This is a genomic window from Pseudomonas sp. ML2-2023-3 (assembly GCF_037055275.1).
Taxonomy (GTDB): domain Bacteria; phylum Pseudomonadota; class Gammaproteobacteria; order Pseudomonadales; family Pseudomonadaceae; genus Aquipseudomonas.
Genome location: NZ_CP146343.1, coordinates 2,353,208 through 2,379,223 on the forward strand (window position 1 = coordinate 2,353,208; position 26,016 = coordinate 2,379,223).

At 58.2% G+C, this 26,016-nt stretch carries 26 protein-coding genes; 9 read left to right on the forward strand and 17 right to left on the reverse strand.

Features of this window, described 5'->3' with window-relative positions; translation table 11 throughout:
* Positions 1 to 6: 6 nt before the first annotated feature.
* Positions 7 to 1,821 carry a di-heme-cytochrome C peroxidase gene (locus V6P94_RS10975; RefSeq protein ID WP_338649328.1) on the reverse strand — a complete coding sequence of 605 codons (1,815 nt, stop codon included), beginning with the start codon at positions 1,819 to 1,821 and terminating at the stop codon, positions 7 to 9.
* A gap of 244 nt (positions 1,822 to 2,065) precedes the next feature.
* Here V6P94_RS10975 and V6P94_RS10980 point away from each other — a divergent pair, with 244 nt between their 5' ends.
* The 4 genes from V6P94_RS10980 to V6P94_RS10995 all read left to right on the forward strand — a co-directional run bounded on the left by V6P94_RS10980 (position 2,066) and on the right by V6P94_RS10995 (position 4,351).
* A complete protein-coding gene (locus tag V6P94_RS10980; protein WP_133078114.1) occupies positions 2,066 to 2,785 on the forward strand; it encodes an FKBP-type peptidyl-prolyl cis-trans isomerase in 720 nt (239 codons plus the stop codon).
* Positions 2,786 to 3,200: 415 nt separating this feature from the next.
* On the forward strand, positions 3,201 to 3,542 hold the full coding sequence (locus tag V6P94_RS10985) for a helix-turn-helix transcriptional regulator (protein ID WP_133078115.1): 342 nt from the start codon (positions 3,201 to 3,203) through the stop codon (positions 3,540 to 3,542).
* Entirely contained in the window at positions 3,539 to 3,907 is a 369-nt protein-coding gene (locus V6P94_RS10990) for a hypothetical protein (RefSeq protein ID WP_133078116.1), read from the forward strand. The genes V6P94_RS10985 and V6P94_RS10990 overlap by 4 nt, the downstream gene beginning before the upstream one ends.
* Positions 3,908 to 4,351, forward strand: coding sequence for a tetratricopeptide repeat protein (locus tag V6P94_RS10995; protein ID WP_133078117.1), 444 nt, complete (start codon positions 3,908 to 3,910; stop codon positions 4,349 to 4,351).
* 54 nt (positions 4,352 to 4,405) lie between these two features.
* Here the strand turns inward: V6P94_RS10995 and V6P94_RS11000 are convergent, their stop codons facing one another.
* Entirely contained in the window at positions 4,406 to 6,487 is a 2,082-nt protein-coding gene (locus V6P94_RS11000; protein ID WP_219261575.1) for a carboxy terminal-processing peptidase, read from the reverse strand.
* 139 nt (positions 6,488 to 6,626) lie between these two features.
* On the opposite strand from V6P94_RS11000, the gene V6P94_RS11005 reads away from it, so the two are divergent.
* On the forward strand, positions 6,627 to 7,589 hold the full coding sequence (locus tag V6P94_RS11005; RefSeq protein WP_133078119.1) for a zinc-binding dehydrogenase: 963 nt from the start codon (positions 6,627 to 6,629) through the stop codon (positions 7,587 to 7,589).
* Positions 7,590 to 7,692: 103 nt separating this feature from the next.
* Here V6P94_RS11005 and V6P94_RS11010 read toward each other — a convergent pair whose 3' ends face one another.
* From V6P94_RS11010 to V6P94_RS11035, 6 genes are all read right to left on the reverse strand, one after another.
* Positions 7,693 to 8,346: an HAD family phosphatase gene (locus tag V6P94_RS11010; protein WP_133078120.1), complete on the reverse strand. Its 654-nt coding sequence runs from the start codon at positions 8,344 to 8,346 to the stop codon at positions 7,693 to 7,695.
* Positions 8,347 to 8,380: 34 nt separating this feature from the next.
* Positions 8,381 to 9,370 carry an ABC transporter ATP-binding protein gene (locus V6P94_RS11015; RefSeq protein ID WP_133078121.1) on the reverse strand — a complete coding sequence of 330 codons (990 nt, stop codon included), beginning with the start codon at positions 9,368 to 9,370 and terminating at the stop codon, positions 8,381 to 8,383.
* On the reverse strand, positions 9,367 to 10,167 hold the full coding sequence (locus tag V6P94_RS11020; RefSeq protein WP_133078122.1) for an ABC transporter permease: 801 nt from the start codon (positions 10,165 to 10,167) through the stop codon (positions 9,367 to 9,369). Before V6P94_RS11020 ends, V6P94_RS11015 begins: the two co-directional genes overlap by 4 nt.
* Positions 10,154 to 10,990 carry an ABC transporter permease subunit gene (locus tag V6P94_RS11025; protein WP_019827637.1) on the reverse strand — a complete coding sequence of 279 codons (837 nt, stop codon included), beginning with the start codon at positions 10,988 to 10,990 and terminating at the stop codon, positions 10,154 to 10,156. The genes V6P94_RS11020 and V6P94_RS11025 overlap by 14 nt, the downstream gene beginning before the upstream one ends.
* The gene (locus tag V6P94_RS11030; RefSeq protein ID WP_133078123.1) at positions 10,987 to 11,802 is read right to left on the reverse strand and encodes an alkaline phosphatase family protein; all 816 of its coding nucleotides are present in this window, start codon (positions 11,800 to 11,802) and stop codon (positions 10,987 to 10,989) included. The genes V6P94_RS11025 and V6P94_RS11030 overlap by 4 nt, the downstream gene beginning before the upstream one ends.
* Before the next feature lie 136 nt (positions 11,803 to 11,938).
* The gene (locus tag V6P94_RS11035; RefSeq protein ID WP_133078124.1) at positions 11,939 to 13,006 is read right to left on the reverse strand and encodes an ABC transporter substrate-binding protein; all 1,068 of its coding nucleotides are present in this window, start codon (positions 13,004 to 13,006) and stop codon (positions 11,939 to 11,941) included.
* Positions 13,007 to 13,352: 346 nt separating this feature from the next.
* Here V6P94_RS11035 and V6P94_RS11040 point away from each other — a divergent pair, with 346 nt between their 5' ends.
* Complete coding sequence (locus tag V6P94_RS11040) at positions 13,353 to 14,072, forward strand: UTRA domain-containing protein (protein ID WP_133078125.1); 720 nt, start codon at positions 13,353 to 13,355, stop codon at positions 14,070 to 14,072.
* 48 nt (positions 14,073 to 14,120) lie between these two features.
* On the opposite strand, the gene V6P94_RS11045 is transcribed toward V6P94_RS11040, so the two are convergent.
* From V6P94_RS11045 to minC, 7 genes are all read right to left on the reverse strand, one after another.
* On the reverse strand, positions 14,121 to 16,280 hold the full coding sequence (locus tag V6P94_RS11045) for a mechanosensitive ion channel domain-containing protein (RefSeq protein ID WP_326398255.1): 2,160 nt from the start codon (positions 16,278 to 16,280) through the stop codon (positions 14,121 to 14,123).
* 76 nt (positions 16,281 to 16,356) lie between these two features.
* Positions 16,357 to 16,539 (reverse strand): hypothetical protein, encoded by a 183-nt coding sequence (locus V6P94_RS11050; RefSeq protein ID WP_133078127.1) that lies wholly within the window; start codon positions 16,537 to 16,539, stop codon positions 16,357 to 16,359.
* A 210-nt stretch (positions 16,540 to 16,749) separates the two neighbouring features.
* Complete coding sequence (locus tag V6P94_RS11055; protein WP_019828578.1) at positions 16,750 to 18,039, reverse strand: M18 family aminopeptidase; 1,290 nt, start codon at positions 18,037 to 18,039, stop codon at positions 16,750 to 16,752.
* 175 nt (positions 18,040 to 18,214) lie between these two features.
* Positions 18,215 to 18,850 carry an RluA family pseudouridine synthase gene (locus V6P94_RS11060; RefSeq protein ID WP_326398254.1) on the reverse strand — a complete coding sequence of 212 codons (636 nt, stop codon included), beginning with the start codon at positions 18,848 to 18,850 and terminating at the stop codon, positions 18,215 to 18,217.
* 90 nt (positions 18,851 to 18,940) lie between these two features.
* Complete coding sequence (minE, locus tag V6P94_RS11065; protein ID WP_019828577.1) at positions 18,941 to 19,195, reverse strand: cell division topological specificity factor MinE; 255 nt, start codon at positions 19,193 to 19,195, stop codon at positions 18,941 to 18,943.
* A gap of 3 nt (positions 19,196 to 19,198) precedes the next feature.
* Positions 19,199 to 20,011: a septum site-determining protein MinD gene (minD, locus tag V6P94_RS11070; RefSeq protein ID WP_019828576.1), complete on the reverse strand. Its 813-nt coding sequence runs from the start codon at positions 20,009 to 20,011 to the stop codon at positions 19,199 to 19,201.
* A 188-nt stretch (positions 20,012 to 20,199) separates the two neighbouring features.
* Complete coding sequence (minC, locus tag V6P94_RS11075; protein ID WP_133078128.1) at positions 20,200 to 20,937, reverse strand: septum site-determining protein MinC; 738 nt, start codon at positions 20,935 to 20,937, stop codon at positions 20,200 to 20,202.
* Positions 20,938 to 21,056: 119 nt separating this feature from the next.
* Between minC and V6P94_RS11080 the strand changes: the two genes are divergently transcribed.
* Positions 21,057 to 21,989: a lipid A biosynthesis lauroyl acyltransferase gene (locus V6P94_RS11080; RefSeq protein ID WP_133078129.1), complete on the forward strand. Its 933-nt coding sequence runs from the start codon at positions 21,057 to 21,059 to the stop codon at positions 21,987 to 21,989.
* Positions 21,990 to 22,016: 27 nt separating this feature from the next.
* Positions 22,017 to 23,162, forward strand: coding sequence for a patatin-like phospholipase family protein (locus V6P94_RS11085; protein ID WP_133078130.1), 1,146 nt, complete (start codon positions 22,017 to 22,019; stop codon positions 23,160 to 23,162).
* 134 nt (positions 23,163 to 23,296) lie between these two features.
* On the opposite strand, the gene V6P94_RS11090 is transcribed toward V6P94_RS11085, so the two are convergent.
* Both V6P94_RS11090 and V6P94_RS11095 read right to left on the reverse strand, forming a co-directional pair.
* The gene (locus tag V6P94_RS11090; protein WP_133078131.1) at positions 23,297 to 24,085 is read right to left on the reverse strand and encodes a VacJ family lipoprotein; all 789 of its coding nucleotides are present in this window, start codon (positions 24,083 to 24,085) and stop codon (positions 23,297 to 23,299) included.
* A complete protein-coding gene (locus V6P94_RS11095; protein WP_133078132.1) occupies positions 24,078 to 25,376 on the reverse strand; it encodes a serine/threonine protein kinase in 1,299 nt (432 codons plus the stop codon). Before V6P94_RS11095 ends, V6P94_RS11090 begins: the two co-directional genes overlap by 8 nt.
* Before the next feature lie 227 nt (positions 25,377 to 25,603).
* Here V6P94_RS11095 and V6P94_RS11100 point away from each other — a divergent pair, with 227 nt between their 5' ends.
* Entirely contained in the window at positions 25,604 to 25,966 is a 363-nt protein-coding gene (locus tag V6P94_RS11100; RefSeq protein WP_133078133.1) for a hypothetical protein, read from the forward strand.
* Positions 25,967 to 26,016: the final 50 nt, after the last annotated feature.

Sequence of the window (26,016 nt, forward strand, 5' to 3'; positions counted from 1 at the left end):
CAAACTTCATTCGTTGGGCAACTGGTGTTCAAGGGGCCCGCCGAGCACTTTCAAGTACTCCAGCAACGCCCAGCGCTCTTCGGGTTGCAGCAGGCGTCCGATGACGCCATTGCCGCGAGGGCCGGGGCGGAACTCGTGCCCGCTGTTGTGGTTGCCGCTGATACGCGTATCGAGCACAAAACCACCGTCAAAGGCTTCGGTGCGGTAGCCCAAATGCCGCGGGTCGTACTCAAAGCTGCCGCGATAGAAGGTCTGGTCGCGCTCGTCCTGTGGCGACAGCAGTTGGTACACCGTAGGCACTGAGCCGTTGTGCAGGAAGGGCGCTGTGGCCCAGATCCCGTCGAGGGGCCGCGCCTTGTAGGCACGCACTTCCAGAACACCGATAGGGAGGCCGAAACCGTTGAGACGCGCCTGCTCTTGTGGGCCAATGCTGGCGTCATGGTAGGCCCGTTTTTCAACAAACGCAGTGACGTAGGCCAGGCCCTTGGCCACTGACAGTTTGCTCATGTCCAGAGGCGTATCGGTTTTGGGGTACAAATCCACGTTCATGCCAGCCAGTTCAGCCGGATCCCACTGCAAGGGGCTCAGGTCGTATCGATTGTCGGCAATGTTGTTCGCGGTATTGGGATCGGTGCCGATGACCTCGACCGGCAACATTTTGAGCTGCTTGACCAGGCGCCCGTTCTCCTCGACCACCGGCGGTACATGACACCCGGCGCAGTTTTCGTTGAATAGCACACGGCCTTTGGCTGCCAGGGGGCGATCGATGTTGCCGAACAGTGCCTCGGGCCAGACCGGGGGCTTGAGTTTTTGCAGGGTCTCTTCAATCAGGTGCAAGTCGTTTACCCGAACACTCGACGGGTAGCGGGCATCGCCCTGCAGTGGCTGGCCATGCTCATCGAAAAAATTCAGGGTGGCGCCAACACCAAGGGCTTCACCAATATTGCGTGCCATCGGCTGCTTGGCCGAACCGTTCCACTGCACCCAGTCGAACGTCCACATATCCCACAGGTGCGGATAGTCAACCGGAGCGTTGGCTACGCGGTAGTTGGACGGGGAAATGGCATCACCGAAACTGGCGTTGGCGATCCTTCCGAAAGCATCGGTACGGCCCGGCCCTTCGAGTGTGGGATAGAGGCCGCGATGGGTGTCATTCCAGGCCACCGCCAGAAACGTATCCAGGGATGCCTTGAAATCTTTGCGCAGTTGTTTGTGCTGCGCTTCGTACTGCTCGCCCAGCACCGTGCGTGCGAAGCGCTCGAATTTCCAGGGGTTGTAGTAGGTCGCGGCGAGGCTGGCTACCAGCGCCTGACCAAAACTGCCGCCGCGCAAGGTCGGTACGCTGGATGGAAGCACGTGTTGTGCCGGGGCACCATCGATGCGCAGTGCCTGGCCTTTGTAGCGCAGTTCACCGGTGTGGCAGGCGGCGCAGGTGATGTCCAGGTACTCGACCTGGCTGCCCGGGTTCTGGTGGCGAGTAAAGCCCACTGGCAGGTTGCCCGGGTTGGCGGTAGTGGCCTGTTGTTTGGGATCGACCAGAAACCCGAAGCGCGCCAGATACTCGGGCGCTGCGAAAGGCTGTTTTGAAAAGGGCAGTTCGAGGGCGCTGAACCAGTCGTAATGCAGGCCTTTAACCTGGGTCCCCTGGGGGGTGTAGTAATAGGTCTGGCGTTCGGCAGGGGTCCACTGATCCAGATAGTGCAGTTGCTGAGGGGGCTCGTAGGCAGGCAGTTTCGGGTTGGCAATGAAGTAGATCACCAGGCCAAGCCCCAGGACCAACGCCAGCAGCAGTCCCAGCAGAACACGGTAAAACAGACGCACAGTAACGCTCCTTGTAAAAATAATTACAGCCTTATGCCTCAGGTACGGTCAGGCATCAAGTGACCCGATGGCATTGTCGGGTTTACAGATGTGTTAATAAAAGTTGCTGTAATCGTGAATTGTTATTAATGCATGAACTTATCGGCATTTCGCCCCTCTTATGCCGGTAGCCATTGGTCGCGGCCGCCTGATAAGCTCGCGGCTTTATTCGATTGCCCATTTGGCGCATGAACAAGGAAATAGCATGAAACAGCATCGGTTGGCGGCAGCTGTGGCTCTGGTAAGCCTGGTACTGGCGGGTTGTGATTCGCAGACCAGCGTAGAGCTGAAAACTCCAGCGCAAAAAGCCTCGTACGGCATTGGCCTGAACATGGGTAAAAGCCTGGCTCAAGAAGGCATGGATGATCTGGATTCCAAGGCCGTAGCCCAGGGCATCGAAGATGCCGTCGGCAAGAAAGAACAAAAGCTGAAGGACGATGAGCTGATCGAAGCGTTTGCAGCACTGCAGAAACGTGCTGAAGAGCGTCTGACCAAGATGAGCGAAGAAGCTTCTACTGCTGGCAAAAAATTCCTGGAAGAAAATGGCAAGAAAGCAGGTGTTGTCACTACCGCTTCTGGCCTGCAGTACGAAGTCATCAAGAAAGCCGATGGCGCTCAGCCTAAAGCCACCGACGTGGTGACTGTTCACTACGAAGGCAAATTGATTGATGGCAAGGTGTTCGACAGCTCGGTTGAGCGCGGCAGCCCGATCGATCTGCCGGTTAGCGGCGTGATCCCGGGTTGGGTTGAAGGTCTGCAACTGATGCATGTTGGCGAGAAGTACAAGCTGTACATCCCTAGCGAACTGGCCTACGGCGCACAAAGCCCAAGCCCGTCGATCCCGGCCAACTCGGTGCTGGTATTCGATCTGGAACTGCTGGGCATCAAAGATCCTGCCAAAGCAGAGCAAGACGCTGCCAAATAAGTAGCATGTTGTACGCGTAACGCCCCGTCTCGACGGGGCGTTGTCGTTTCTGCAGTCAGGTTTTTGTTTGCGTCAGTGTTGTCCTGCACCCTTTCAAATCGCCCATAAGTTCCCTTGGCTAGTGGTTGCTGACTGCCAAGTCAATGAATTTATGGGTTTTTTTATGTGTGTAAAAAACGCCCGATCTGACTCCAGCCCTTATGGGGCGGGCCTTTCAGCCTTAAAAAACAGCTCTGTTCACAAGGTTATCCACAATTTGTGTGGATAACATTTTCCTGCCGGTGGGGCGTTCAGGGCTGTTTTCACAAAAATTTCACTTGCGAGTGAAAACCCGAGAGACCTTGGTGGCTGATAGGATTAAGCTTCAAGGGAAAGTTCTGACTCGATTTATTTAAAAGTCTGACGGGGTTTAGTAATGGATCTTCAAATCATCAAGCGTAATGGTGAGCCTGAATACGCCGTTCTTTCATGGGAAAGTTATCAGGCGCTGCTCAAGGCTGCAGGCCTCAAGGAGCGAACTGCAGCGCCTGACCCTGTACTGCAGGCATCTGCCCCCGAGCAGGTGCATCCCGGACTCGATCAACTGCGCAGCCTGCGCGAGAACAAGGGCCTGGCCCTTGAAGTGCTGGCTCGCACAGTCGGTATCAGTCCGTCCTATCTGGGAATGATAGAAACCGGTGAGCGTCTCCCCGACCTCGCCATTCGTCGAAGCTTGGCCTGGGAGCTTGGTATCCCGGGCTGGAGGGAAGCACCATGAGCGTTCGCATCAGTCGTCAACACTGGGATGGGTTGTTGGCTGAGCTCGATCAGGCGCGCCGACAGCGCCACTTGCTGACTTACCGTGCGCTACTGGAACGGTTGCAATTACCGAGCCCTGCAATGTTGACCCTTACCGCAGCACTTGAGCACCTAGCGGCGATGGATGCCAAGGCCGAGCAGCCCTTGCGCAGTTCGCTGGTGATCAGCCAGGGCGCAAGTCGTCTGCCACGCACGGGCTTTTTTGAGTGCGTTGAGCGGCTTGGGCGTTTTCCCGGCCCGCCGGATGGCATTGCCGCCGCGTCATGGCATGCCTCAGAGGTGGTACGCGTGTTTGAGCATGCTTATGAGCACGAGGAGGCTTGAGTGCTCTGGCGGTTTAAGGCGCGCCTGAGCTACTGGCTGGCGCGCAAGTTGTTTCGCTGGCCCTGGTGCGTGCGCCAGCCGCGCGTCTGGGGCTGGATGGAAGGGCAGTTTGCACGTATGGCCAACCTGGGCGATACCCGTGCCCAAAGCTTCTACGGGCACATTCTGGCCTTTCGCGGTCAAGGCCTTGGAGCGAAGGAGGAGGGCGTACGCCTGTTGCGTCTGGCGGCATTGAGCGGCGACGCGAAGGCAGCTTATCAAGTGGGTGTTTTCAGCCTGGCGGGTTCGCTCGGCAAGACCCCGGATGCTGCAGAAGCGGCGCGCTGGTGGACGATGGCGGTAAAGGCGGGACATCCACTGGCCGCGCACAAGCTGGCGATGTTGTATCAGGAAGGTGGCCCGGGATTGCTGGCTGATCCGCAACTGGCCCGGCTTTACCAATAGCCAATAAAAAGGGCGGGACGCATAACGCGGCCCGCCCTTTTTTTCAGCCTTGATTTACTTCTTTGCCACTTGCGAGCTGAGCTTGAGGTAGTCCAGCAGAATCCGCCCGGTTTCACTCAGGTAGGCATCATCTTCCGGTTTGGTCTTTTCAGGCTCTACCGGCAACGCATCTTCGTCTTCTTTCTTCATTTCCTTGAGCGGTGCTTCGCCTTTGGCCTGACGGCGAGCGTTCTCCATCACCAATTGCTTGGCATCGATATCGGCGTGCTGTGCACGACGCTCGGCCTCGTTCAGGCTGACGGTCTTCTCGGCCATCAACTTCTCGGCCAGGGCCAGCTTGTCGCGGATAAAGATGAACTCGGCATCCTTGGTCGCGCGGGCATCATGGTTGGCTTTGAGCCGGTCAATGTAAGGCTTGAACGGATCAGACGCCGGCTTGATGGCAGGGCGGATGGTGTCCCACGGCATGGCTTCAGGCAGTGCGCTTTCGCCGATTTCCTTGGTGTCGATGATCGACGGGAAGGCAACGTCAGGCAGTACGCCCTGATGCTGGGTGCTCTGACCGGAAACCCGGTAGAACTTGGCCAGAGTCAGTTTCAGCTCGCCGTGGTTCAGTGGCTGGATGGTTTGCACCGTACCTTTGCCGAACGTCTGGCCGCCGATGATCAACGCGCGATGGTAGTCCTGCATGGCGCCGGCAAAAATCTCCGAGGCCGAAGCCGAGAGGCGGTTGACCAGCAACGCCATCGGGCCTTTGTAGAACGCGCCCGGGTTTTCGTCTTCCAGAACGTCCACCTTGCCGTCGGCGTTACGCACCAGAACCGTCGGACCCTTGTCGATAAACAGGCTGGTCAGTTCGGTCGCTTCCTGCAACGAGCCGCCACCGTTGTTGCGCAGGTCGATAATCACGCCATCGACTTTTTCTTTCTGCAACTCGGTCAGCAGTTTTTTGACGTCGCGGGTGGTGCTCTTGTAGTTCGGGTCGCCAGCGCGGAACGCTTTGAAATCCAGGTAGAAGGCCGGGATTTCGATGACGCCGAGCTTGTAGTCCTTGCCATCCTGTTTCAGGTTGAGGATCGACTTTTTGGCAGCCTGTTCCTCAAGCTTCACCGCTTCGCGGGTGATGGACACAATCTTGCTGGTCTGGTCGTTCGGCGCGTTGCTGGCCGGAATCACTTCCAGGCGCACCACGGAGCCTTTAGGGCCACGAATCAATTTGACCACTTCGTCCAGACGCCAGCCGATGACGTCGACCATTTCCTTGTCGCCCTGGGCAACACCGATGATCTTGTCAGCCGGTGCGACTTGTTTGGTCTTGTCGGCAGGGCCCGCGGGCACCAGCCGGACAATTTTCACCTGGTCGTTATCGCTCTGCAACACGGCGCCGATGCCTTCCAGCGACAGGCTCATGTTGATGTCGAAGTTCTCCGCGTTATCTGGCGACAGATAGTTGGTGTGCGGATCGTAAGACATGGCGAAGGTGTTGATGTAGGCCTGGAAGATGTCTTCGCTGCGGGTCTGATCAAGGCGCGACAACTGATTCTTGTAACGCTTGGTCAGCAGCTCCTGAATTTTTGCAGGCTCTTTGCCAGCGATCTTCAAGCGCAGGACTTCGTCCTTGATGCGTTTGCGCCACAGGTCATTGAGTTCGGCTTCGGTCTTGAGCCACGGAGCGTCCTTGCGGTCGATCTGCAAGGTTTCGCGAGCCGTGAAGTCCAGAGAGTCCGGGCCTTTGTTCAGCTCTGCAAGGGCGAAGTCCAGGCGCGATTTGACGCGGTCCAGGTAGCGCTTGTAGATGATGAAACCGGGATTGAGGTCGCCGCTTTTGAGGAAGTCGTCAAACTGATACTTCCATTTGTCGAACTCGGCAATATCGCTGGCCAGAAAATAGCTTCGAGAAGGGTCAAGCAGCTTCAGGTAGCTGTCATAGATGATCGCGGAGCGCGCGTCATTCAGTGGCGGCTTGCTGTAATGATGGCGCTTGAGCAGCTCAACAACGTTAAGACTGGCAATTACCTCATCACGATCGGGCTGAAGGTTATCCCAACTGTTAGCGGCGAACGAATTGGCCGAAAACGGCAAAACGCCTAGGCCAATGAATAGGGCAAGTGCGGTGCTAGGGAATAAATGCTTCATGCTGATTCGACGCGGGGGCAATTGATAACGCATATTAGGCCGTCTTTGAAGTCGCCGGTTCCATCAAGGACCGGTCGCATAATGCAAAAAGCCCGGCGCAACAGCTCCGGGCTCAGTCCAGACTCACTATGGAGGCACTGTGAAAGCATTGCAAGGCGTTGAAGGTCAAGTGACATGGGTTGAAGAGCCAAGCCCGGCATGTGATGTAGGACAAATTCGAATTCGTGTGGCGGCTGCGGGGCTCAATCGGGCCGATCTGTTGCAGAGCGCCGGGTTGTATCCGCCGCCGCCGGGCGCCAGTCAGGTGTTGGGCCTGGAGTGCTCCGGAGTGGTCACTGAAGTGGGGCCGGGTTCGTCCTGGCAGGTGGGCGACCGGGTTTGCGCGCTGCTGGCGGGCGGCGGCATGGCGCAAGAGGTGGTGGTCGATGCCCGCCACGCCCTGCCAGTGCCTGAAGGTCTGTCGCTGATCGAAGCGGCAGCCTTGCCTGAGGTGTACAGCACTGCGTGGCTGAACCTGTTCCAGCTGGCCGCTTTGCAGCCAGGTGAAAAAGTGCTGCTGCATGCCGGCGCAAGCGGTGTTGGTTCAGCGGCCATTCAGCTGTGCAAGGCCTTCGGCAGCCCGTGCTGGGTCACTGTGGGTTCGGCTGATCGTCTGGCTTACTGTCAGGCGTTGGGTGCACAGGGCGGTGTGGTGCGTACCGAGGGGCTGGACAGCCTCAAGGCCATGGGGCCTTTCGATGTGGTACTGGACCCGGTGGGCGCCAATTACGCCGAGTCCAACCTCAAGTTGCTGGCGCTGGACGGGCGTTGGGTGTTGATCGGCTTGATGGGCGGTCGCAAGGCCGAACTGGATCTGGCACTGGTACTGGGCAAGCGTATCCAGCTGCTGGGTTCGACTCTGCGTAGCCGCAGCGATCAATTCAAGGCTAACCTGCTCAGTGATCTGGGGCAGCAGGTATGGCCATTGTTCACTGAAGGTCGCTTGAGCCCGCAACTGGCCAAAACCTTTCCGATTGAAGAGGCTCAGGCGGCATTTGCCGAACTGGCAAGCAATCAGGTGTCGGGCAAGCTGGTGCTGGTGATAGACAGCAGCCTGAGCTGATCCTGGTGGGAGCGGGCGTGCTCGCGATGGTAGCGACCCGGCGTGCCTGAAAAAACGCGGCGTCTGTATCGCGAGCAAGCCCGCTCCCACAGGTATTGGGATGTCACTTCCAGTGATGGATCGGCCACCCGGCTTTTTCTGCCTGTTCACGCAATACCGGATCAGGATTCACCACGTGCGGGTGATCAACCTTGAGCAGCAGCGGCAAGTCATTGCGTGAGTCGGAGTAAAAGCTCGCGCCCTCAAGGTTTTCTTCCTGCTCATCCAGCCATTCCAGCAGGCGCGTGATTTTGCCTTCGCGGTACGTCAAGGTTCCCACGGTGTTGCCGGTGTAAAAGCCGTGTGCAACTTCCAGCTCGATCCCCAGCACTTCATCGATCCCCAGTCGCTCTGCAATCGGCTTTACCAGATGGGTGCCCGAGGCCGAAATCACCAGGATCCGGTCCCCTGCCTTGCGATGGGCCGCAATGGTTCTTGTGGCGTCGCTGAAGATGATCGGTTCGATGAAGTCTTCAACCCACGGCCCGACCAAGTGTTCAACCTCTTCGGGGGTGCGGCCTATCAACGGTTCCAGGCTGAAGGCCATGAACTCTTCCATGGCCAGCTTGCCTTGGCTGTAGGCGTCCATCAGCTCGTTGTTGCGCTGCATGAACGACGCGGGATCAACCCAGCCCAGGCGGCCCATCTGCTCGCTCCACAGGGTGGCGCAGTCGCCATGAATCAGGGTTTCGTCCAGGTCAAAAATTGCCAAAGCCATCAGTGCAACTCGCTCTTCAGTGAATTCAAGAACATCAGGCTACCTCACAAAGGGTGCTTGAATCGATGGACAGCGCCACACGCTGACCATCCGGATACAGATCACCAGGTGCCCGGTTGAGTACATCGACGATCAGTTGCACACCACGTGCCTCTACCCGGTAGCGGATGACGTTGCCCAGCAGGCTGTGGTTGAGGATCACCCCGTCGAGTTCGCCCTGCAGGCTCAGACCCACGGTTTCAGGGCGTATGGCGATGCGGCTGTTGATCGGGCGTTGCAGCAGGCGGCTGGCAGTTTCGGGGTCCAGCAGGTTGTAGTTGCCGATAAACCCGGCGGCGAATGCATCCACTGGCGCGGCATAGAGGGTTTGGGCATTGCCGCTTTGAACGATGTGGCCCTTGTTCATCAGGAATATCCGGTCGCTCATGACCAGTGCTTCTTCCTGGTCGTGGGTGACGAAAATCGTGGTCAGGCCCAGCTCGCGCTGAATAGTGCGGATTTGCTCGCGCAAGTGCTTGCGAATTCGCGCATCCAGCGCCGACAGCGGCTCATCCAGCAGCAACAGGCGCGGACGCGTGACCAGCGAGCGCGCCAGGGCCACGCGCTGGCATTGACCACCCGACAGCTGATGCGGGTAGCGCTTGGCAAAATCATTCAGTTCCACCAGTTGCAATGCTTCGGCCACGCGCTTGTTGCTGTCATCAGTGCTGACCTTCTGCATGCGCAGGCCGAACGCGACGTTTTGCTCGACGGTCATGTTGGGGAACAGCGCATAGCTTTGAAACACCATGCCGATACCACGCTTTTGCGGGCTCAGCGGCACGATGTCCTGGCCATCGAGCAGGATTTTGCCACCGTCCACGGGCGTTAATCCCGCGATACAGCGCAGCAGCGTGGACTTGCCGCAACCGGATGGCCCCAGCAGGGTCACGAACTCGCCCTTGGCGATGCTGCAGTTGATATCGCTGAAAATCGCCGTGCCGGAATAGGATTTTTGCAGGTGTTCGACGCTGACGAAGCTCATTGGCTTTTGTCCTTGTTCAGGAAGGTGGCAACCCAGGTCAGCACCAATACAAAGAGGAAATAGGAGATCACCAGGGCGCTGGTGAAGTGGCCACTGCTGTTACGCATGTTGTTCAAGAACACCTGCAAGGTTTCGTAGCGGGTGCCCACCAGAATATTGGCGAACACAAACTCGCCAAACAGGAACGAGAACGACAGCAGCAGGGCAACCATCAAGCCTTTGCGCAAATTGGGCAGCACCACCAAAAACGCCGCCTGCCAGGTGCTGGCACCCAGCAGTTGGGCTGCGTCCATCAGGTCGCGCAGATTGATTGCCTGCAGGTTGTTGGTAATTGCCCGGTACATGAATGGCAGCGCTACGGTGAAATAGCAGCCGATCAGAATCCAGGGGGTACCGACCATTTGCAGCGGGCCTGAACCGTAGAGCTGCAACAGGCCCACCGATGACACCACTGGCGGTACGGCGAAAGGCAGCAGGATCAGGATGTTCATCAGCGCATCGAGCCTGGGGAAGTGGTAGTGCACCACAAACAGCAGCGGCAGGATCAGAATGACGGACAGCACCAGCGCAGCAACGCACACCAGCAGCGACTGGCCGAAGGCTGCGAGAAAGCGCGGGTCGCTCCACAACTGGCTGTACCACTTCAAGGTAAAACCACTGGGCAGGATGCTCGCCGACCAACTGCTGGCGATGGAGTAAACAAGAGTGCCCAGCAGCGGCAGCAACAAGATCACAAACAGCAGCCAGACCACGCTGCGGTGGTAAATGCCGGGGGAACCCGATTCAGCGCGCGACATGGTAGCTCCTCTTTAACAGCCACTGATGCACCAGGGTCACCAGGGTCATCAAGCCCACCAGAATCACCGCCAGGGCGCTGGCCATGTTCGGGTCCAGGCTGATATCCCCCGAGACCATTGCAGCAATACGGATCGGCAGTACGTTGAAGTTGCCCGTGGTCAATGCATACACCGTGGCGTAGGCGCCCAGTGCGTTGGCCAGCAGGATCACGAAAGTGCCGAGCAATGCCGGGGTGAGGACGGGCAGGCCGATATGGCGCCAGAACTGCCAACTGCTGGCCCCCAGCAAGGACGCCGACTCGCGCCAGTCTTCGCGTACGGCATCAAAGGCGGGGTAAAGCAGCAGTACGCCGAGGGGAATCTGGAAGTAGGTGTACAGGATGATCAGGCCGGTCTTGGAGTAAAGGTTGAAATCCTCAATGATCCCGGCCTGTTTGAGCATGATCGTAATGCTGCCGTTAAACCCCAGCAGAATGATGAAGGCGAAGGCCAGCGGAACCCCGGAGAAGTTGCTGGTCATGTTGGCGAACGCGTTGACGAAATTGCGCAGCCGCGAATCCACCTTGCGCAAGGAGTAACTGCCCAGTATGGCGATCACAATGCCGAACAGACTGGACCAGAAACTGATCTCCAGGCTGTGCTGGATGGCTTGCAAGTAGAATTTCGAGTTGAAGATCTTGATGAAGTTGGCCATGCCCCAGCCGCTTTCTTCAGATTGCACGCTGTGGATCAGCACCCACACCAGCGGGGCAATTTGAAACACGATAAAAAAAACGGCGAAGGGCACCAGGCACAGCAACGCAAGCCATTTGCCACGGCTCATGGCGCTGGCCTCAGCAGGTCGCGACACAACGGTTTGTCATGGGTCACACCCAGCAATTCGCAGATCGTGCCGCACAACTCGGTTTGTTTGGGGGTGACATCCGGGTTGAGGCTGAACGCATCGCCCAGTACAAACAGGGGGACCTCACGCTCTTCGGGCAGCAAACCGTTGTGTGAACGGTCGTTGTTCATGCCGTGATCGGCCGTCACCAACACCTGATAACCGGCCTGCAGCCAGCCTTGCAGGTAGTCGGCCAGAATGATGTCGGCCGAGCGTGCACTGTTGCGGTATTGCGGGGTATCGAGGCCGTGCTTGTGCCCGGCATCATCAATGTTCATGGGATGAACCAGTAAGAAATTCGGTGTGTGCGCTAGACGTAGGCTTTCGGCGTCGGCGAACAAATGGGAGTCGGGGTAGTGATCGCTCCAGTAGAAGTGCCCGTGCTGAATCGGCAAATCGGCTGCAACGGTATGGCGGTCCCGGACCATCACAAATGGCGAGCGGTTATACAGTTCGCTGACCCAGTGATAAGCCGCGGCGGCCGTGCTCAGGCCACCGTCGCGAGCGTAATGGAACACGCTGCGCTGGTTGGACAGGCGCGACACATGGTTGTGCACGATGCCGCTTTCAATCGGCGGCACGCCGGTGAGGATGCACTCGTAAAGAGGGCGTGACAGCGCGGGCAATTCGCAAGTGAGCTTGTAGAATGCAGCACGACCCGCCCCGACGTAGGCTTGCAGATGGCCCATCGCCTGGCGGGCTACCTCGTAATTCAAGCCATCGAGGACTACCAGGATAACGTTGTGTTTCATGTCCGGCGACTCCGCAAACAGAAGTAGCATGCCAACTGCGTAGTCGCTGCCGAGGTACGAAGGCTGCAAGCCTTTCGCAATCAAAGGCTCGCAGCCTGCGTTCCTTGGCAGCGACTACAGGTCTTGGTTCAGCGGGTTACTGCATATTGATGATGACTTCTTCCTGCCACAGTTGCGGCAGGGCCTTGGAGGTTTTTTCCCAGGCGTCAGCGTCCTTGATCGGGGTCACGTTTTTGTACTGATCGTTGGAGAGCAGCTTGGCTTGAACGTCATCAGGCAGCTTCAAGTGCTCGGCACGAATCGGCCGTGCATTGCCCCGCGCCAGGTTGGTTTGCCCGGCATCGCTGAAGATGAATTCGCGAGTCAGCTTGGCCGCGTTCGGGTGCTTGGCGTATTTGTTGATGATGGTGGTGTAGCCCGAGATCACCGAACCGTCCGATGGAATCAGCACCACGTAGTCATCCGGGTTGACCATTTTGGCTTTGTAGCTCAGGCCGTTGAAATCCCAGACCACGCCCACTTCCACTTCACCTTTTTCCATGGTGGCGATGGTCGGGTTGGCCAATGACAAGCGGCCTTGCTTGGCGATGTCGGCAAACATCAGCAGGGCAGGCTGGATGTTCTTTTCACTGCCGCCATTGGCCAGTGCAGCAGCCAGTACGCCGTTGGTGGCTTGCGCTGCGGTGCTGACGTCACCGATGGAAACCTTGTATTTGCCGGATTTCAGGTCAGCCCACTTGGTTGGAACTTCAGAGCCGTGCAGCAGCTTTTTGTTGACGATAAACGCAATGGTGCCGGTGTAGGCCAGCGCCCAGTTACCGTCTTTGTCCTTGGCCCAGTCCGGGATCTGGTCCCAGGTGGTCGGCTTGTACGGCTGGGTCACGCCCTTGGCCACCGCAATCGGGCCGAAGGCCGCGCCTACGTCACCGATGTCGGCACTGGCGTTGTCTTTTTCAGCGGCGAACTTGGCCACTTCCTGGGCCGAACTCATGTCGGTATCGATGTGCTTGAGGCCATAGAGCTTGTTCAGATCTGACCACGTGCCTTTCCAGTTGGCCCAGTCATCGGGCATGCCGACGCTGTTGACCGTTCCCTCTGCCTTTGCTGCGGCTTCCAGGGCTTTTAAATCCACATCGGCGGCCATGGCCGATGTGCACAGGGCGATGCTTGAACCTAACAGTGATGCCAGGAAAAACCGTTTCATCCGAAGCTCCTTGGGCGTTTTCAACGCTGGGTTTTATTGCTCTTTTGCGGTGGGTTGGTCTAGGTCAGCAATACCTGAGCCAATTTAAGCCCGGCAGATGACACTTTAATGTCGGCACTGGTTGTGCAGGGGATGTTGCAGGTCCGTGTGAGTGTTTCGAGTAAGCGTAGACCATCGCGCAGGGCTTGATTGGCAAGGCCTGTGGCATTTTCTGATGGGCCTTGTCGCAGGCGCTGTCATGCAACAGTCATGTGCTCTGACTAGGCTTCGACTATCAAGGTTTGGTGATTTTTCAGGCCGTGCCTGCCCACATTTGGTGCTGGACTAGTCCAGTCAGGTAACGTTAATGCGAGAAGGTGTACCTAAAGCGGTGACCGCGATCAGTCGCACGCTCCAAGAGCAAATTGAGCACGGCCTGTTGGCGTGCGGCAGTCAGTTGCCGGCCGAACGCAAACTCAGCGAGTTGTTTGCCACTACTCGGGTTACGGTGCGCGAGGCGTTGCTTCAGCTCGAAGCCCAGGGGATGGTCTATCGGGAGGAGCGTCGCGGCTGGTTTATTTCGCCGCCGCGCCTGGCCTATAACTTGATGCAGCGCAGCCACTTCCACGCAATGGTCACGGCCCAGGGGCGCGTGGCGTCCACTGAAGTGATTTCGGCGCGCCTGCTACCGGCCACGGCGGCAGTGTGCGACCGCTTGCAGTTGCCGGCCCTGTCCAGTGTGATCCAGATCTGCCGTGGCCGGCGCATTGACGGGAGGCTGGTGCTGTACGTCGAGCACTATTTGAACCCTCAGTATTTCCCTCGAATTCTTGAACTTGATCTCACCGGGTCGATCACCGAGCTGTATGCCCGGCATTACGACTTGCATTACGGTCGGGTGCGTTTCGAAATCGTACCCACATCATTGCCGATGCAAGCGGCAGCCACGCTCAAGGTTTCAACCGGCAGCCCGGGTTTGCAGATTGCGCGGGTCAATTATGACCAGCACGAACGGCTGATCGACTGTGACCTGGAATATTGGCGACATGATGCGATTCATGTCGGGGTGGATGTGCAGGAGCGTTGAATTTTCCCTGGTTTCTGGAGGCAACTCACTTTGTGGCAGCATCCAGGATCAATCCTTCTGCAACATTCCGCTGCCTGCGGTCACGACTTGTACGCTCAGGCGCGGGGTCGCCAGGTCAAGTCCGGCTTCATCCAGATGCCGCTTGAGGGACAGGTTGAACGCCCGCGACACTTCCCATTGCTTGATAGGCGCGGTCTTGAAACGGGCGCGCAGGATGGCGCTGCCCGACTCAAAGCTTTCGACCCCCTGGATCTCCAGCGGTGACCAGATATTGCGTCGCTGAAGTGGGTCGTTCCGCATTTTTTGCCCGACTTCACGCATCAGTTTGATCGCATCGTCGATGTCCATGTTGTAGGGGATCGCAACCCGGAAGATGGCGTAACCGAATTCCCGGGAGTAGTTCTTGATGCTTTTGATTTCGCTGAACGGGATGGTATGCACGATGCCGTCGATATCCCGCAGGCGCACCGTACGAATCGTCAGCCCTTCAACCGTGCCCAGGTGCCCGCCGACATCGACGTAGTCGTCGATGGCCAGGGAGTCTTCAATGATGATGAACAGGCCGGTGATCAGGTCGGCAACCAGTGATTGCGCACCAAAGCCGATGGCCAGACCGATCACACCGGCACCCGCCAGCAGCGGGGTGACGTTCATGCCCATGTTGGCCAGGGCCACGATCAGCGCGATGATGAAAATCGCCACAAACAACACGTTGCGAATCAACGGCATCATGGTTTGGGCGCGGGCATTGGCCAGGCCTTTGCGCGAGCGGGTCAGTGCGTGGTGCACGGCGGTGTCGGAAAGAATCCAGATCAGCCAGGCAAACAGCAGCGTGCCGCCGAGGCTGAACAGTTTGACGCTGATCTCATGACCTTCGCCTTCGGTGAAGCTGATCAGTGACATGCCCCACACCCGCAGCCCCAGCTCGATGAATACCAGCCACACGATCAGATGCGCCAGGGTGTAGAGGAAGCTTTTCAAGCGCTCGGAATACAGCGCATGACGTTTGTGTCCGCGTTGCGGTCTTTGGGAATGACGTCGTACCAGCCCGTTGATCACCATGCACAGCACCACCAGTACGGTGCAAATCAGTGACTGGCGCAGCGCGGTGCTGGTATCGCCTGCCGAGACAAACGTCGCGACCAGAGAAATACCCACCAGAATCAGGGCCGGTATGAACCAGTAGGTCCCAAGGATATCGATGCTGTCGCTCAAGGCCCGTCGGGTCAGGCGACGCGACAATGGCTGGTTGCGAATCAGGTGGGCAATGGGGCGACGGAACCGGATGATAAACAGCCCGGTGGACAGGGCGGCCATTACATTGGCAAAGGTAGCGGCCGTATGGGCCAGATGCACACCCAGGGTGGCAACCAGTCGCGGGTCACTGAGTGCTTCGCCAAAGGCTGCAAAGCTGCCGATCCACCACAGGGGGCGAAACGCCTGATGCCGCAAAATATGCAGGGCACGATGGCGGTGGGGGCCATCGAGCAGTGAGAACAGGATGACGCAAATGGCCGAGAAGCAAGTGCCGATAACCAGTGCGTAAGCCAGCACCATCGCCAGGTCTTTGCCCAGCGACGAGGGCAGGGCGTAACTCATGTACACCGTGATCACCAGCGCCACCATCCACGGCCCCAGTTTGCGCAGGGCAAAGCGCAGCATGTCCACGGCCTTGGGGTGTTGCGGCAGTTCTTCGCTCAGTCCAAAGCGCACCCGGACACGGTGGCTGACCCAAATCAGCAGTGCCGCCGACAAACTCCAGATCATGATGATTAATGCAAAGCCAAAGATGATCGGCAGCCATTCGCTGGCGGGCAGCATCAGTGCCGACAGCTCTTCGTTGGCTTGGGAGATTTCCTTGGTCCAGCGAGAGGTCGGGCTGTCAGCGCCGGAGAACTGTTTTTCGAGGTCTGCCAGGGTGCTGCCGATCAGTCCCAGAACACCGATTTCGGCTTCAGGCTGGGCTTTTTTGGTGGCATCGCGCAGTTTTTTCAGATCGGCCAGCAGCTTGCTGCGCTGCTGATCGCTTTCGAGGTTTTTGATGACCTCGTCCAACGATTGGCCCAGCGGCTCGGTGGGTTGTGCCTGGGTTTTATCCGAACTGCCGAGCATGCCCGGCAAGCCAACGGCCTGTGCGCACGTCATGGGCAACAGCGTCAGCAGGCAAACCAGCAGGACATGGGGCAAGGCAAAAAGACGGAGAAACACTGGGCGATCAACCTCGAAGGGTGCGAATTGGCCGAGTGTACGCTAGGGCCCGTTCAATGGGCGAATGACACCACGCCTATTCGTTCAGCTTGGCGAGGATCTTGAAAACGATGGTGCCAAAAATCAGCAGCATGCCGCACCAGATCATCAGCACGCCGACGCCGCTACTGCGTTCGCGAAAGTTGAAGCCAATGGTGAGCAGCAGCATGCCGCAAACAATGGGAATCATCATGGAGTGGAACGCAGACGTCTCGAACATGGTTATGGACCTTTGGAAAGCAATGTTCCCAGTCTAGGTCGGTTTACGCAGATGTGTGGTGATGTGTATCAAAAATGACTCAGCCATTAACGACAGGTGATGATCGACTGTGGGAGCGGCGGTGCGACGATTCGACTTGCTCGCGATGCAGGTACCGCAGTTTTAAGGATAAACCGCGTTGCTGTCATCGCGAGCATGCCCCCTGCTTTGTTACGGCAACTGGTTGCTGGCGTAAAACGCGCTGAGCACTTTGACCAGATGCGCGAGGTCATGGCTGCCGGCCAGTTCGCGGATCGAGTGCATGGCGAATGTCGGCAGACCGATATCCACGGTACGTACACCCAGATGGCTGGCGGTGATCGGGCCAATGGTTGAGCCGCAGCCCATGTCGCTGCGCACTACAAAGCTTTGGACCGGGACTTCTACGGCCATGCACAAGTGGCGGAAGAACCCGGCCGTTTCGCTGTTGGTGGCGTAACGTTGATTGCTGTTGACCTTGATCACCGGCCCGGCATTGAGCTTGGGGCCGTGGTTGGCGTCGTGCTTGTCGGCGTAGTTGGGATGAACACCGTGGGCGTTGTCTGCCGATACCAACAGCGATTTCTGGATCGTACGTACGTACTCGTCGCCTTCAGGCAGTACGCGTTGCAGGATCTGCTCCAGCATCGGGCCATCGGCGCCGCAGGCTGAACAGGAGCCGACTTCTTCGTGGTCGTTGGCCACGAACAGGCAGGTTTCTTCGGTCTCGGTGGTGAGCAGGGCTTGCAGGCCGGCGTAGCACGACAGCAGGTTGTCCAGGCGAGCGCCGGCGATGAAGTCACCGTTAAGGCCAATGACCGCAGCACTTTGGGTGTCGTAGAAACTCAGCTCGTAATCGAGCACCACGTCGGCATTGAGGCCGTGCTCGCGGGCCAGTTGGTCGGCCAGCAGGGCACGGAAATCCACGCGCTCGTCGCCAGCTACCTGGGCCAGAATCGGCGGCAGCTCGGTTTGCGGGTTGATCGCCCAACCTTCGTTGGCGGTGCGATTGAGGTGGATCGCCAGATTGGGAATGGTCGCAATCGGTGCCTTGAAATCGATCAGCTGGCTTTCGACCTGGCCGTCGCGGCGGAAGGTCACGCGTCCGGCCAGAGACAAGTCGCGGTCAAACCATGGCGCGAGCAGGGCACCGCCGTAGACTTCTACGCCCAGTTGCCAAAAGCCCTGGCGTTGCAGTTCAGGCTGTGGCTTGACGCGCAGGCACGGGCTGTCTGTGTGAGCGCCGACCATGCGGATACCGCCCTGGAGCGGCGAGTGACGACCCAGCTTGAACGCAACGATCGACGAGTCATTACGGGTGACGTAATAACGACCGTTGGCTTCGGTGAACCATGTTTCGCGTTCGTCGAGGCGCTGGTAACCGGCAGCCTCCAGGCGCTGAACAAGACTGGCAGTGGCATGAAAGGGGGTAGGGGAGGCCTTCAGAAAGTCGATCAGGCCTTGGTTCAACTCTTCGCGCATAAGTTACTCCAGACAGCAAGGCCGCGAGTTTAGCGCATTGATCGCAAGATTTGATCCCAATCGAACATCATTCACGTAGTCGCTGCCGAGGAACGAAGGCTGCGAGCTCTGGATGGTTAAAAGCTCGCAGCTTTCGTTCCTCGGCAGCGACTACGTCAGGTGGTCATGCCTGCAGTCAAAACGGTGCCGGGCACTCAAAGCGCAGGCGTTCGCCGGTTTGCGGGTGAGTAAAACTCAGCATGCTCGCGTGCAGGCACAAGCGAGGCCATGCGGCCAAGGCTTGCGGATGGGCATACAGGCCATCGCCCAGCAACGGGTGGCCGATAGACAGCATATGGACGCGCAACTGGTGCGACCGGCCGGTAATCGGCGTCAGTTCTACGCGGCAGTAATCGCCGCAACGCTCCAGCACTTTCCAGAAGGTCAGCGCGTTTTTGCCAAACCCGTGGTCGACCACGTGCCGGGGCTTGGTCGGCGGGTCGTAACGCAGGGGCAAGTCGATGCTGCCACTGTCGAGCTCGGGTTGACCCCAGGCCAGCGCGGTATAGGCCTTTTCGGTTTCACGGTCGTGAAATTGACGGGACAGTTCGCGGTGAGTGTCAGCATCACGGGCCAGCAGAATGATCCCGGAGGTTTCCCAGTCCAGACGGTGGACGATGCGCGCTTCGGGGTAGCCGTTTTCTTGCAGGCGGGTGATGAGGCAGTCCTTGTTGTCATCGGCCCGGCCGGGCACCGACAGCAACAGGGTGGGTTTGTTGACCACCAGGACGCCAGCGTCCTCGTGGATGATGTGAATATTGGACAACGGCATTAAAACAGCCTCTTAACAAACACCAACGGCGACGAGGGAACCTTCCCGGCAGGGAAGGCGCCCAAGTCGCCGCGGTGTCAGCCGGATCGATTAACGATCAGGCAGTGTGATGTTGAGTTCCAGAATCGAGCAGCTACCCTCGTTCTCCAGGGCGATCTGTACTTGATCATCCCCGATGTTGACGTATTTGCGGATCACCTCGACCAGCTCTTTTTGCAGGGCTGGCAGGTAGTCCGGGGTGCTGCGTTGGCCACGCTCGTGCGCCACGATGATCTGTAGACGCTCTTTCGCGACCGACGCGGTGGATGGCGTTTTGCGGGTACGAAAGAAGTCAAAAATGTTCATTGTCTAGTTGCCTCCAAACAGGCGCTCGAAGAATCCCTTCTTCTGTACATCCAGGAATCGGTGCTCCACGGTTTTGCCCAGCAGGCGATCAACCGCATCGCTGTAGGCCTGACCGGCGTCGCTCTGATCATCAAGGATCACGGGTACGCCCTGGTTGGATGCCTTCAATACAGCCTGGGATTCAGGAATCACGCCCAGCAGGGCAACGGCCAGAATTTCCTTGACGTCTTCAACGCCGAGCATTTCGCCCTTGGAAACACGATCCGGGTTGTAGCGGGTCAGAAGCAGGTGTTCCTTGATAGGGTCCTGGTTCAGTTCGGCGCGGCGCGATTTGCTGGCCAGCAGGCCCAGCATGCGGTCGGAGTCACGTACCGAGGACACTTCCGGGTTGGTCACTACAATCGCTTCATCAGCGAAGTACATGGCCAGGTGAGCACCGGTTTCGATGCCAGCCGGTGAATCGCAGACCACGTATTCGAAGGTTTCCTTAAGTTCCATCAGAACTTTTTCAACGCCTTCCTTGGTCAGCGCATCCTTGTCACGGGTCTGGCTGGCGGCCAGCACGTAGAGATTTTCCAGGCGCTTGTCTTTGATCAGTGCCTGCTGCAGGTTGGCTTCGCCGTTAACCACGTTGACGAAGTCATACACCACGCGGCGCTCGCAACCCATGATCAGGTCGAGGTTACGCAAGCCAACGTCGAAGTCGACGATCACTGTTTTGTGGCCGCGCAGAGCGAGGCCGGTACCGATAGCGGCGCTGGTGGTGGTCTTACCCACACCACCCTTGCCGGATGTAACCACTAGAATCTTGGCCAAGGTGTTTCACCCCTAAGGAAAAAGGACTTTTTAGCCCCTGAATAACATCTCTATAAACGACTGCAGGCAAACAGCCTTGGCGGGTCATCATCCAAGAGCGTAAACGCTGTTTGGGTGTTGGTTGCCTACAAGGTGAAATCTGTTTTCTCTACGAAATTGAGATGCCTGGAAAATGGCGAGAGTATCCGTTAAAGACGGGTGATGTTCAACATGTCACTTGACAGACTGATCTGAACGCCTGTTCCCCACAGCGGATCTCTTCGCAGGTCTTCAGATACCTTGTACTTGCCTGCAATCGACACCAGTTCGGCGCTCAACTGCTGGCAGAAAATCCGCGCCTTGGTGTTGCCTTTATGGCCAGCCAGCGCTCGGCCACGCATTGGCCCGTACACATGGATGTTGCCATCGGCCATAAGTTCCGCACCGGGGCTTACCGAGGCGATAACCACCAGGTCACACCCCTCGGCATAAACCGTCTGACCGCCACGTACGGGGCTGGTGATGATTTTGGTCGGCTTGATGGTCGGCTCGGGCGGTTTTTCGGGTTTTTTCGGCGCGACGACTTCGACAGGGTCAATCGGTCGCTCGCGAGCGCCTGAAGGCGGAAGCACCGGCAGATCGATGGCAATGGCCGCTGCGATGTCTTCAATGCGATTGGCGCGAAGGGCCAGGGTGCGCAGACCATGCTGACGACACACGCGCATCAGCCCCGGCAAATCGATAGCCCCTTCGCCGGCAGGCAGTTTGTCCAGCGCCAGGACGAGCGGGGTGTTACTGAAAAAATTAGGCGCCTGGGCCACTTTGGCCGCCAGTTGACGGTCAAGGGCTTCAAGGTCGTAGTGCGCCAGTTCCAGCACCGTAATGGCGAGCATACTGCCCTTTAACTGGAACACAGGGGCTTGGTCTAGCGATTCGGTTTGGCTCATGGTTGCTTAACGCGACTTGTCACTTAAAGTGCTGAGACTTATAACGAGAACGCCCGCAAGCCGCAAGCCGGGTCGAACGTTGTAGAATGCCCGACCCTTGTGTCTGTCCGGAATCATTAATGGATCGCCCGCGTTTTCGTGCTGTTTTTTTTCATCCGCGCTTTTGGCTGCTATGGCTGGGGCTGGGCGTGCTGTGGCTGGTTGTTCAACTGCCTTATAAAGTACAACTGTGTATCGGCCGAGGGCTGGGTGCGTTGATGTACCGGGTGGCCGGTGATCGTCGACGCATTGCGTCGCGTAACCTTGAGCTGTGCTTCCCCGAGAAAACGGCCGCCGAGCGCAAGCAGTTGCTCAAAGACAACTTTGCCTCCACTGGTATCGCGTTTTTCGAGATGGCCATGAGTTGGTGGTGGTCCAAACCACGACTGGCCAAATTGGCCCATGTCGAAGGGCTGGAGCATCTCAAGCAGGCTCAGCTGGAAGGCAGGGGCGTCATCCTGATGGCGTTCCACTTCACCACGCTGGAGATTGGCGCTGCCTTGCTCGGCCAGCAGCACACCATCGACGGCATGTACCGGGAACACAAAAACCCGCTGTTCGACTTTATCCAGCGTCGGGGGCGTGAACGGCATAACGTCGACTCCCTGGCGGTTGAGCGCGATGACGTACGCGGCATGCTCAAGTTGCTGCGCTCCGGCCGGGCGATCTGGTATGCACCCGATCAGGACTACGGCGCCAAGCAAAGTATCTTCGTGCCGTTGTTCGGCATTGAGGCCGCCACGGTTACGGCTACCAGCAAATTTGCCAAACTGGGCAAAGCTCAGGTTGTGCCCTTTACTCAACAACGACTGGCCGACGGCAGTGGTTACAAGTTGGTCATTCATCCTCCCCTGAAGGATTTCCCCGGAGACAGCGATGAGGCCGATTGCCTGCGAATCAATCAATGGGTCGAGCGGGCGGTGCGCGAGTGCCCCGAGCAATACCTGTGGGCCCATCGCCGGTTCAAGACCCGTCCACCGGGCGAGCCCAAGCTCTACGACAAACGCGGCTGAGGCAACTCGGGCCCAGGCCTGCCCGCAGTGACGTCAGTCGCACCGGTCACGGGCCTGATCCTGTCTGGCGGCGGGGCGCGTGCGGCCTATCAGGTTGGCGTGCTGGCGGCGATTGCCGAGCTGCTGCCTGCCGGTGCGCCAAACCCGTTTCCAGTGATCGTCGGCACCTCCGCAGGGGCGATCAACGCAGTTAGTCTGGCCAGCGGGGCGATGGATTTTACCCGTGCGGTCGAGCACCTGACCGCGTTCTGGAAGGGCTTTGAAAGTCGCCGCGTATTGCGCAGCGACTGGCCGGGGGTGCTGCATCAGGCCAGTCGATTCGTGGGGCACAGCCTGCTCGGGCTGGGCTCCCACGTTCCGGTGGCATTGCTTGACAGCTCACCCCTGCGGGATCTGCTGCGGGACAAAATCAACTTTCCCGGCATTGAGCAGGCGATTGCCGGGCAGCACCTGCGCGCCGTGGCTGTCACGGCGTTTGGTTACTCGTCGAGTCAGGCGGTGACCTTTTATCAAGGCAAGGGCACGATCAATGGCTGGTTGCGTCATCGGCGCATCGGCATGCCTACGGCGTTGACGGTAGAGCACTTGCTGGCCAGTTCGGCGATTCCGCTGCTCTTTGCCCCGGTAAAACTGGGCGAAGAATACTTTGGCGACGGTGCCGTGCGCCAATCGGCGCCAATCAGTCCGGCCCTGCATCTGGGGGCCAGCCGGGTGCTGGTGGTGGGGGTGAGCGGCAACCCGCGAGGGCCGGATATACAAGATGGTCAGCCGCGCTTCTACAACGCTCAACAACCCACCCTGGCGCAAATTGGCGGTCATATGCTCAACAGTACGTTTATCGACAGTCTGGAGGGCGATATCGAACTGCTGGAGCGCCTGAACCACTTCAGCCGCTTGCTGCCCAGACAGACCGACAACCTTGGCCTGTCGCCCGTGGAAGTGCTGGTGATCGCGCCGAGTCAGCCCATAGACGAAATCGCCGCCCGCCATCGACATGAATTGCCCGCAGCACTACGCATGTTTCTGCGGGGCCCCGGTGCGACCAAAACCAGTGGCGCAGGGGTGCTGAGTTATTTGCTGTTCGAGTCTGGCTATTGCCGGGAGTTGATCGAGCTTGGGCGTCGGGATGCGATGGCCAAGCGTGATGCGTTGTGCCAGTTTCTGCGGGTTTGAAGGATTAGGTTTTACAGTCGCTGCCGAAGGCTGCGATAAAGCCCGCAAGGGCCTTTCACGCAACATTCAGGAGAACGGGTTGCTACGCAACCCTTCGCAGCCTGCGGCAGCGACTACGGGGTTTGCATACAACGCTACTCCGCAATCTGCAGTTTGCGGGCTTCGGTATAGATATAGCGCAGCTTGTCGTACTCAAACGGCGAGTCGAACTGGCCATAGCGGAAGCTGGTGTTGTAGCGCTTGTCGACCGCGCCCAGCACCCAGATTTCGGGATGGCGGGTACTTTCGTGAGGCACGTTGAGGAAGTTGATTTCCTGATTGACGCCAAAGTCGACCGCAAGGCCCGTGGTGTCGCGCAGGTTGGATGGGCCCAGGATCGGTAGCATCAGGTAGGCACCACCCGGTACGCCGTAAAAGCCCAGGGTCTGGCCGAAGTCTTCGCTCTGACGGGGCAGGCCCATCGCCGTGGCCGGATCCCACAGCCCGCCGATGCCTATCGTCGTGTTCAGCAACAGTCGCCCCGTAGTTTCCAGCGAGCGATGGCCCTTGAGCTGCAGCAGGCTGTTGAACAGGTTGGGTACATCCCCCAGGTTTTTGAAAAAGTTGCTCACGCCAGTGCGCAGAAAACTTGGCGTGACGTAGCGATAGCCATTGACCACCGGCAGGAAGACCCACTGATCAAAGCGGTAGTTGAAGTGGTAGATCCGGCGGTTGAGCGGTTCCAGCGGGTCATAGATGCTCAGCGCGTTCATGGTGGCGCGTTCAAACTCGCGCTGGTCCAGGCCCGGATTGAACTTCAGCAGTTTCAACGGCTGGGTGAAGCCGTCGACATCGGGTGTGAGCTCCGTGTGAGCCTTGCTGTTATCCGCTTGGGCGAAGCCTGCGCCGAGCAGGGCGGCGAGAAGCAATAATTGTTTAGCCACGGAAGAACTCCAGCATATCGTCAGCGTTGACACGGTAGTTGAGATTGCCGCAGTGGCCACCATACGGGTAAACCGTCAGGCGATTGCCGAAGGTCTTGCGCAGGAATCCCAGATCGCCTGGCCCCAGGATGATGTCGTCGGCGTTATGCATGACGGCAATTTTCGGGCTGTTTTTCAGGTAGTCCTGAAGTGCATACAGACTGACCTGGTCAATCAGTTGCAACAGGCTGCCGCCATCGGTTTTGGCGCGCCACATCGGAATCACCTGTTCAGTCAGGTAGCAGTCGAAATCACACTGCAACGAGCGCTTGAGGAACGGTGTCAGGCTGGTGCCTTCGGTGATCGGGTAATTGGGCGGCGTGATCAGGCCGCGGCGGTTGATCAGGTCCGAGGTGAACACGATATCGGCCGACGAGAAGCGGAAAACGGTGCCGATCAGCATCGCCATCTGTTCGTTGGTCAGACGCTCCTTGGAATTTTGCAGGTCATAGACCAGAGCCGCATTGAGGTCCACATGGCCTTTGTCCTGGAAGTAGCGGGTCAGCTTGCCCAGTACCAGTTCGTAGAATGTCGTGGTGTTGTTGATGCCTTTGACCTCTGTCTGCACCAGCTTGTCGAGGTTGCTGATGGAGGTGAAAAGGTTGACCGGGGGGTTGAGCATCAACACTTTCTTGAAATTGAAACTCTTGCGGGTTTCATCCAGGTGGCTGACGAACGCTGCGTCCAGTGCTCCCAGGCTATAACCGGCCAGGTAGTAGTCGGTCACCGGGACGTGGGCCTGTTGGGCGCGCACGGCTTGCATCACGTGATACAGATCCTCGGCGTCATACTGGCTGATACCGGGGGTGGCCAGGCGCGAGGCCGCACTCATGAAGTCGTAGCTGGTCGGTGATGACAGCTGCACAACGTGGTAACCCTCTTGGTAGAAGAGTTTTTTCAGGTACTCGTTGAGGCTGCTGTCGTAAGCCGCACCGGTACCGGCAATCAAAAACATCAGCGGCGCCGGGTGATCCTGTTTGGCCATGCGGTAAGTCAGCTTTTTCACGGCCCAAAAGTTGGCGGGCAGCGTGAACTCGCGTTCGGGGCGCAGGCTCAGGGTGTAATCCGATTGATTGATGTCGTCTTCGTCAGGCAGCAGCGGGCGCATTTGCGGCGGCGTGGTGGCAATCGTGGCTTCAAACGGATTGGTGATCGGGTAGCCATAAGTTGCGGGATCGACATCGACCGCCTGCGCGGACGCACTCAAGATAAGGCTGCCAAGCAAGGCAACGAGGGGCAGAGAACGTAGCATGAAGACTATCCCTAAGAAGGTGCGCAAAAGATTCGCAGGCTATGACCACAGGGCTAGTGCTGAAGTGCCATATGGCGGCACTAAAAAACCCAAAAGAGTCTCGAAAAGGCAAAAAGCCACTCAAGATACACGCTGAATGACTTTAGTTAACAGATATCTCATTGCAAGGCTTGCATAGGCAAGGATGGGGATTAAGCTGGGCGCCGCTTTTGTCTATCGGAGTTTTTATGCGACCTCGTTTGCCGTTGATCTTGCTGCTTATCGCCCTGCCTGTATGGCTGGCAGCCAGTTATGGGTTGCGTTACGGCTTGATGGAAGACCCGCAGTGGGTTGGGACCTGTGTGGCCGAGGCTGCGCGTTGGGAGTGCCAGCTGCGTTCAAACCTGGGGTTGTTGATTCATTTCAGGGTGCTGGGTTGGGTTGCGTTGGTGCTGTCGATTGTCGCGTTTTTTGTGCGCGGGCACGTCGGCCGTGCGCTGGCGGTACTGGCCTTGTTGTCCGGTTTGCCTGCGCTGGCGCTCTACAACGCCAGCCTGGCAGTGTTTGCCGTTGTGATCGCCGGGTTGCGACTGGTTCGGGCGGCCAGGTAAGGCAATAGGAGCGGGCTTGCTCGTCAAGGCATCAACGCGGTCTGCCTGAC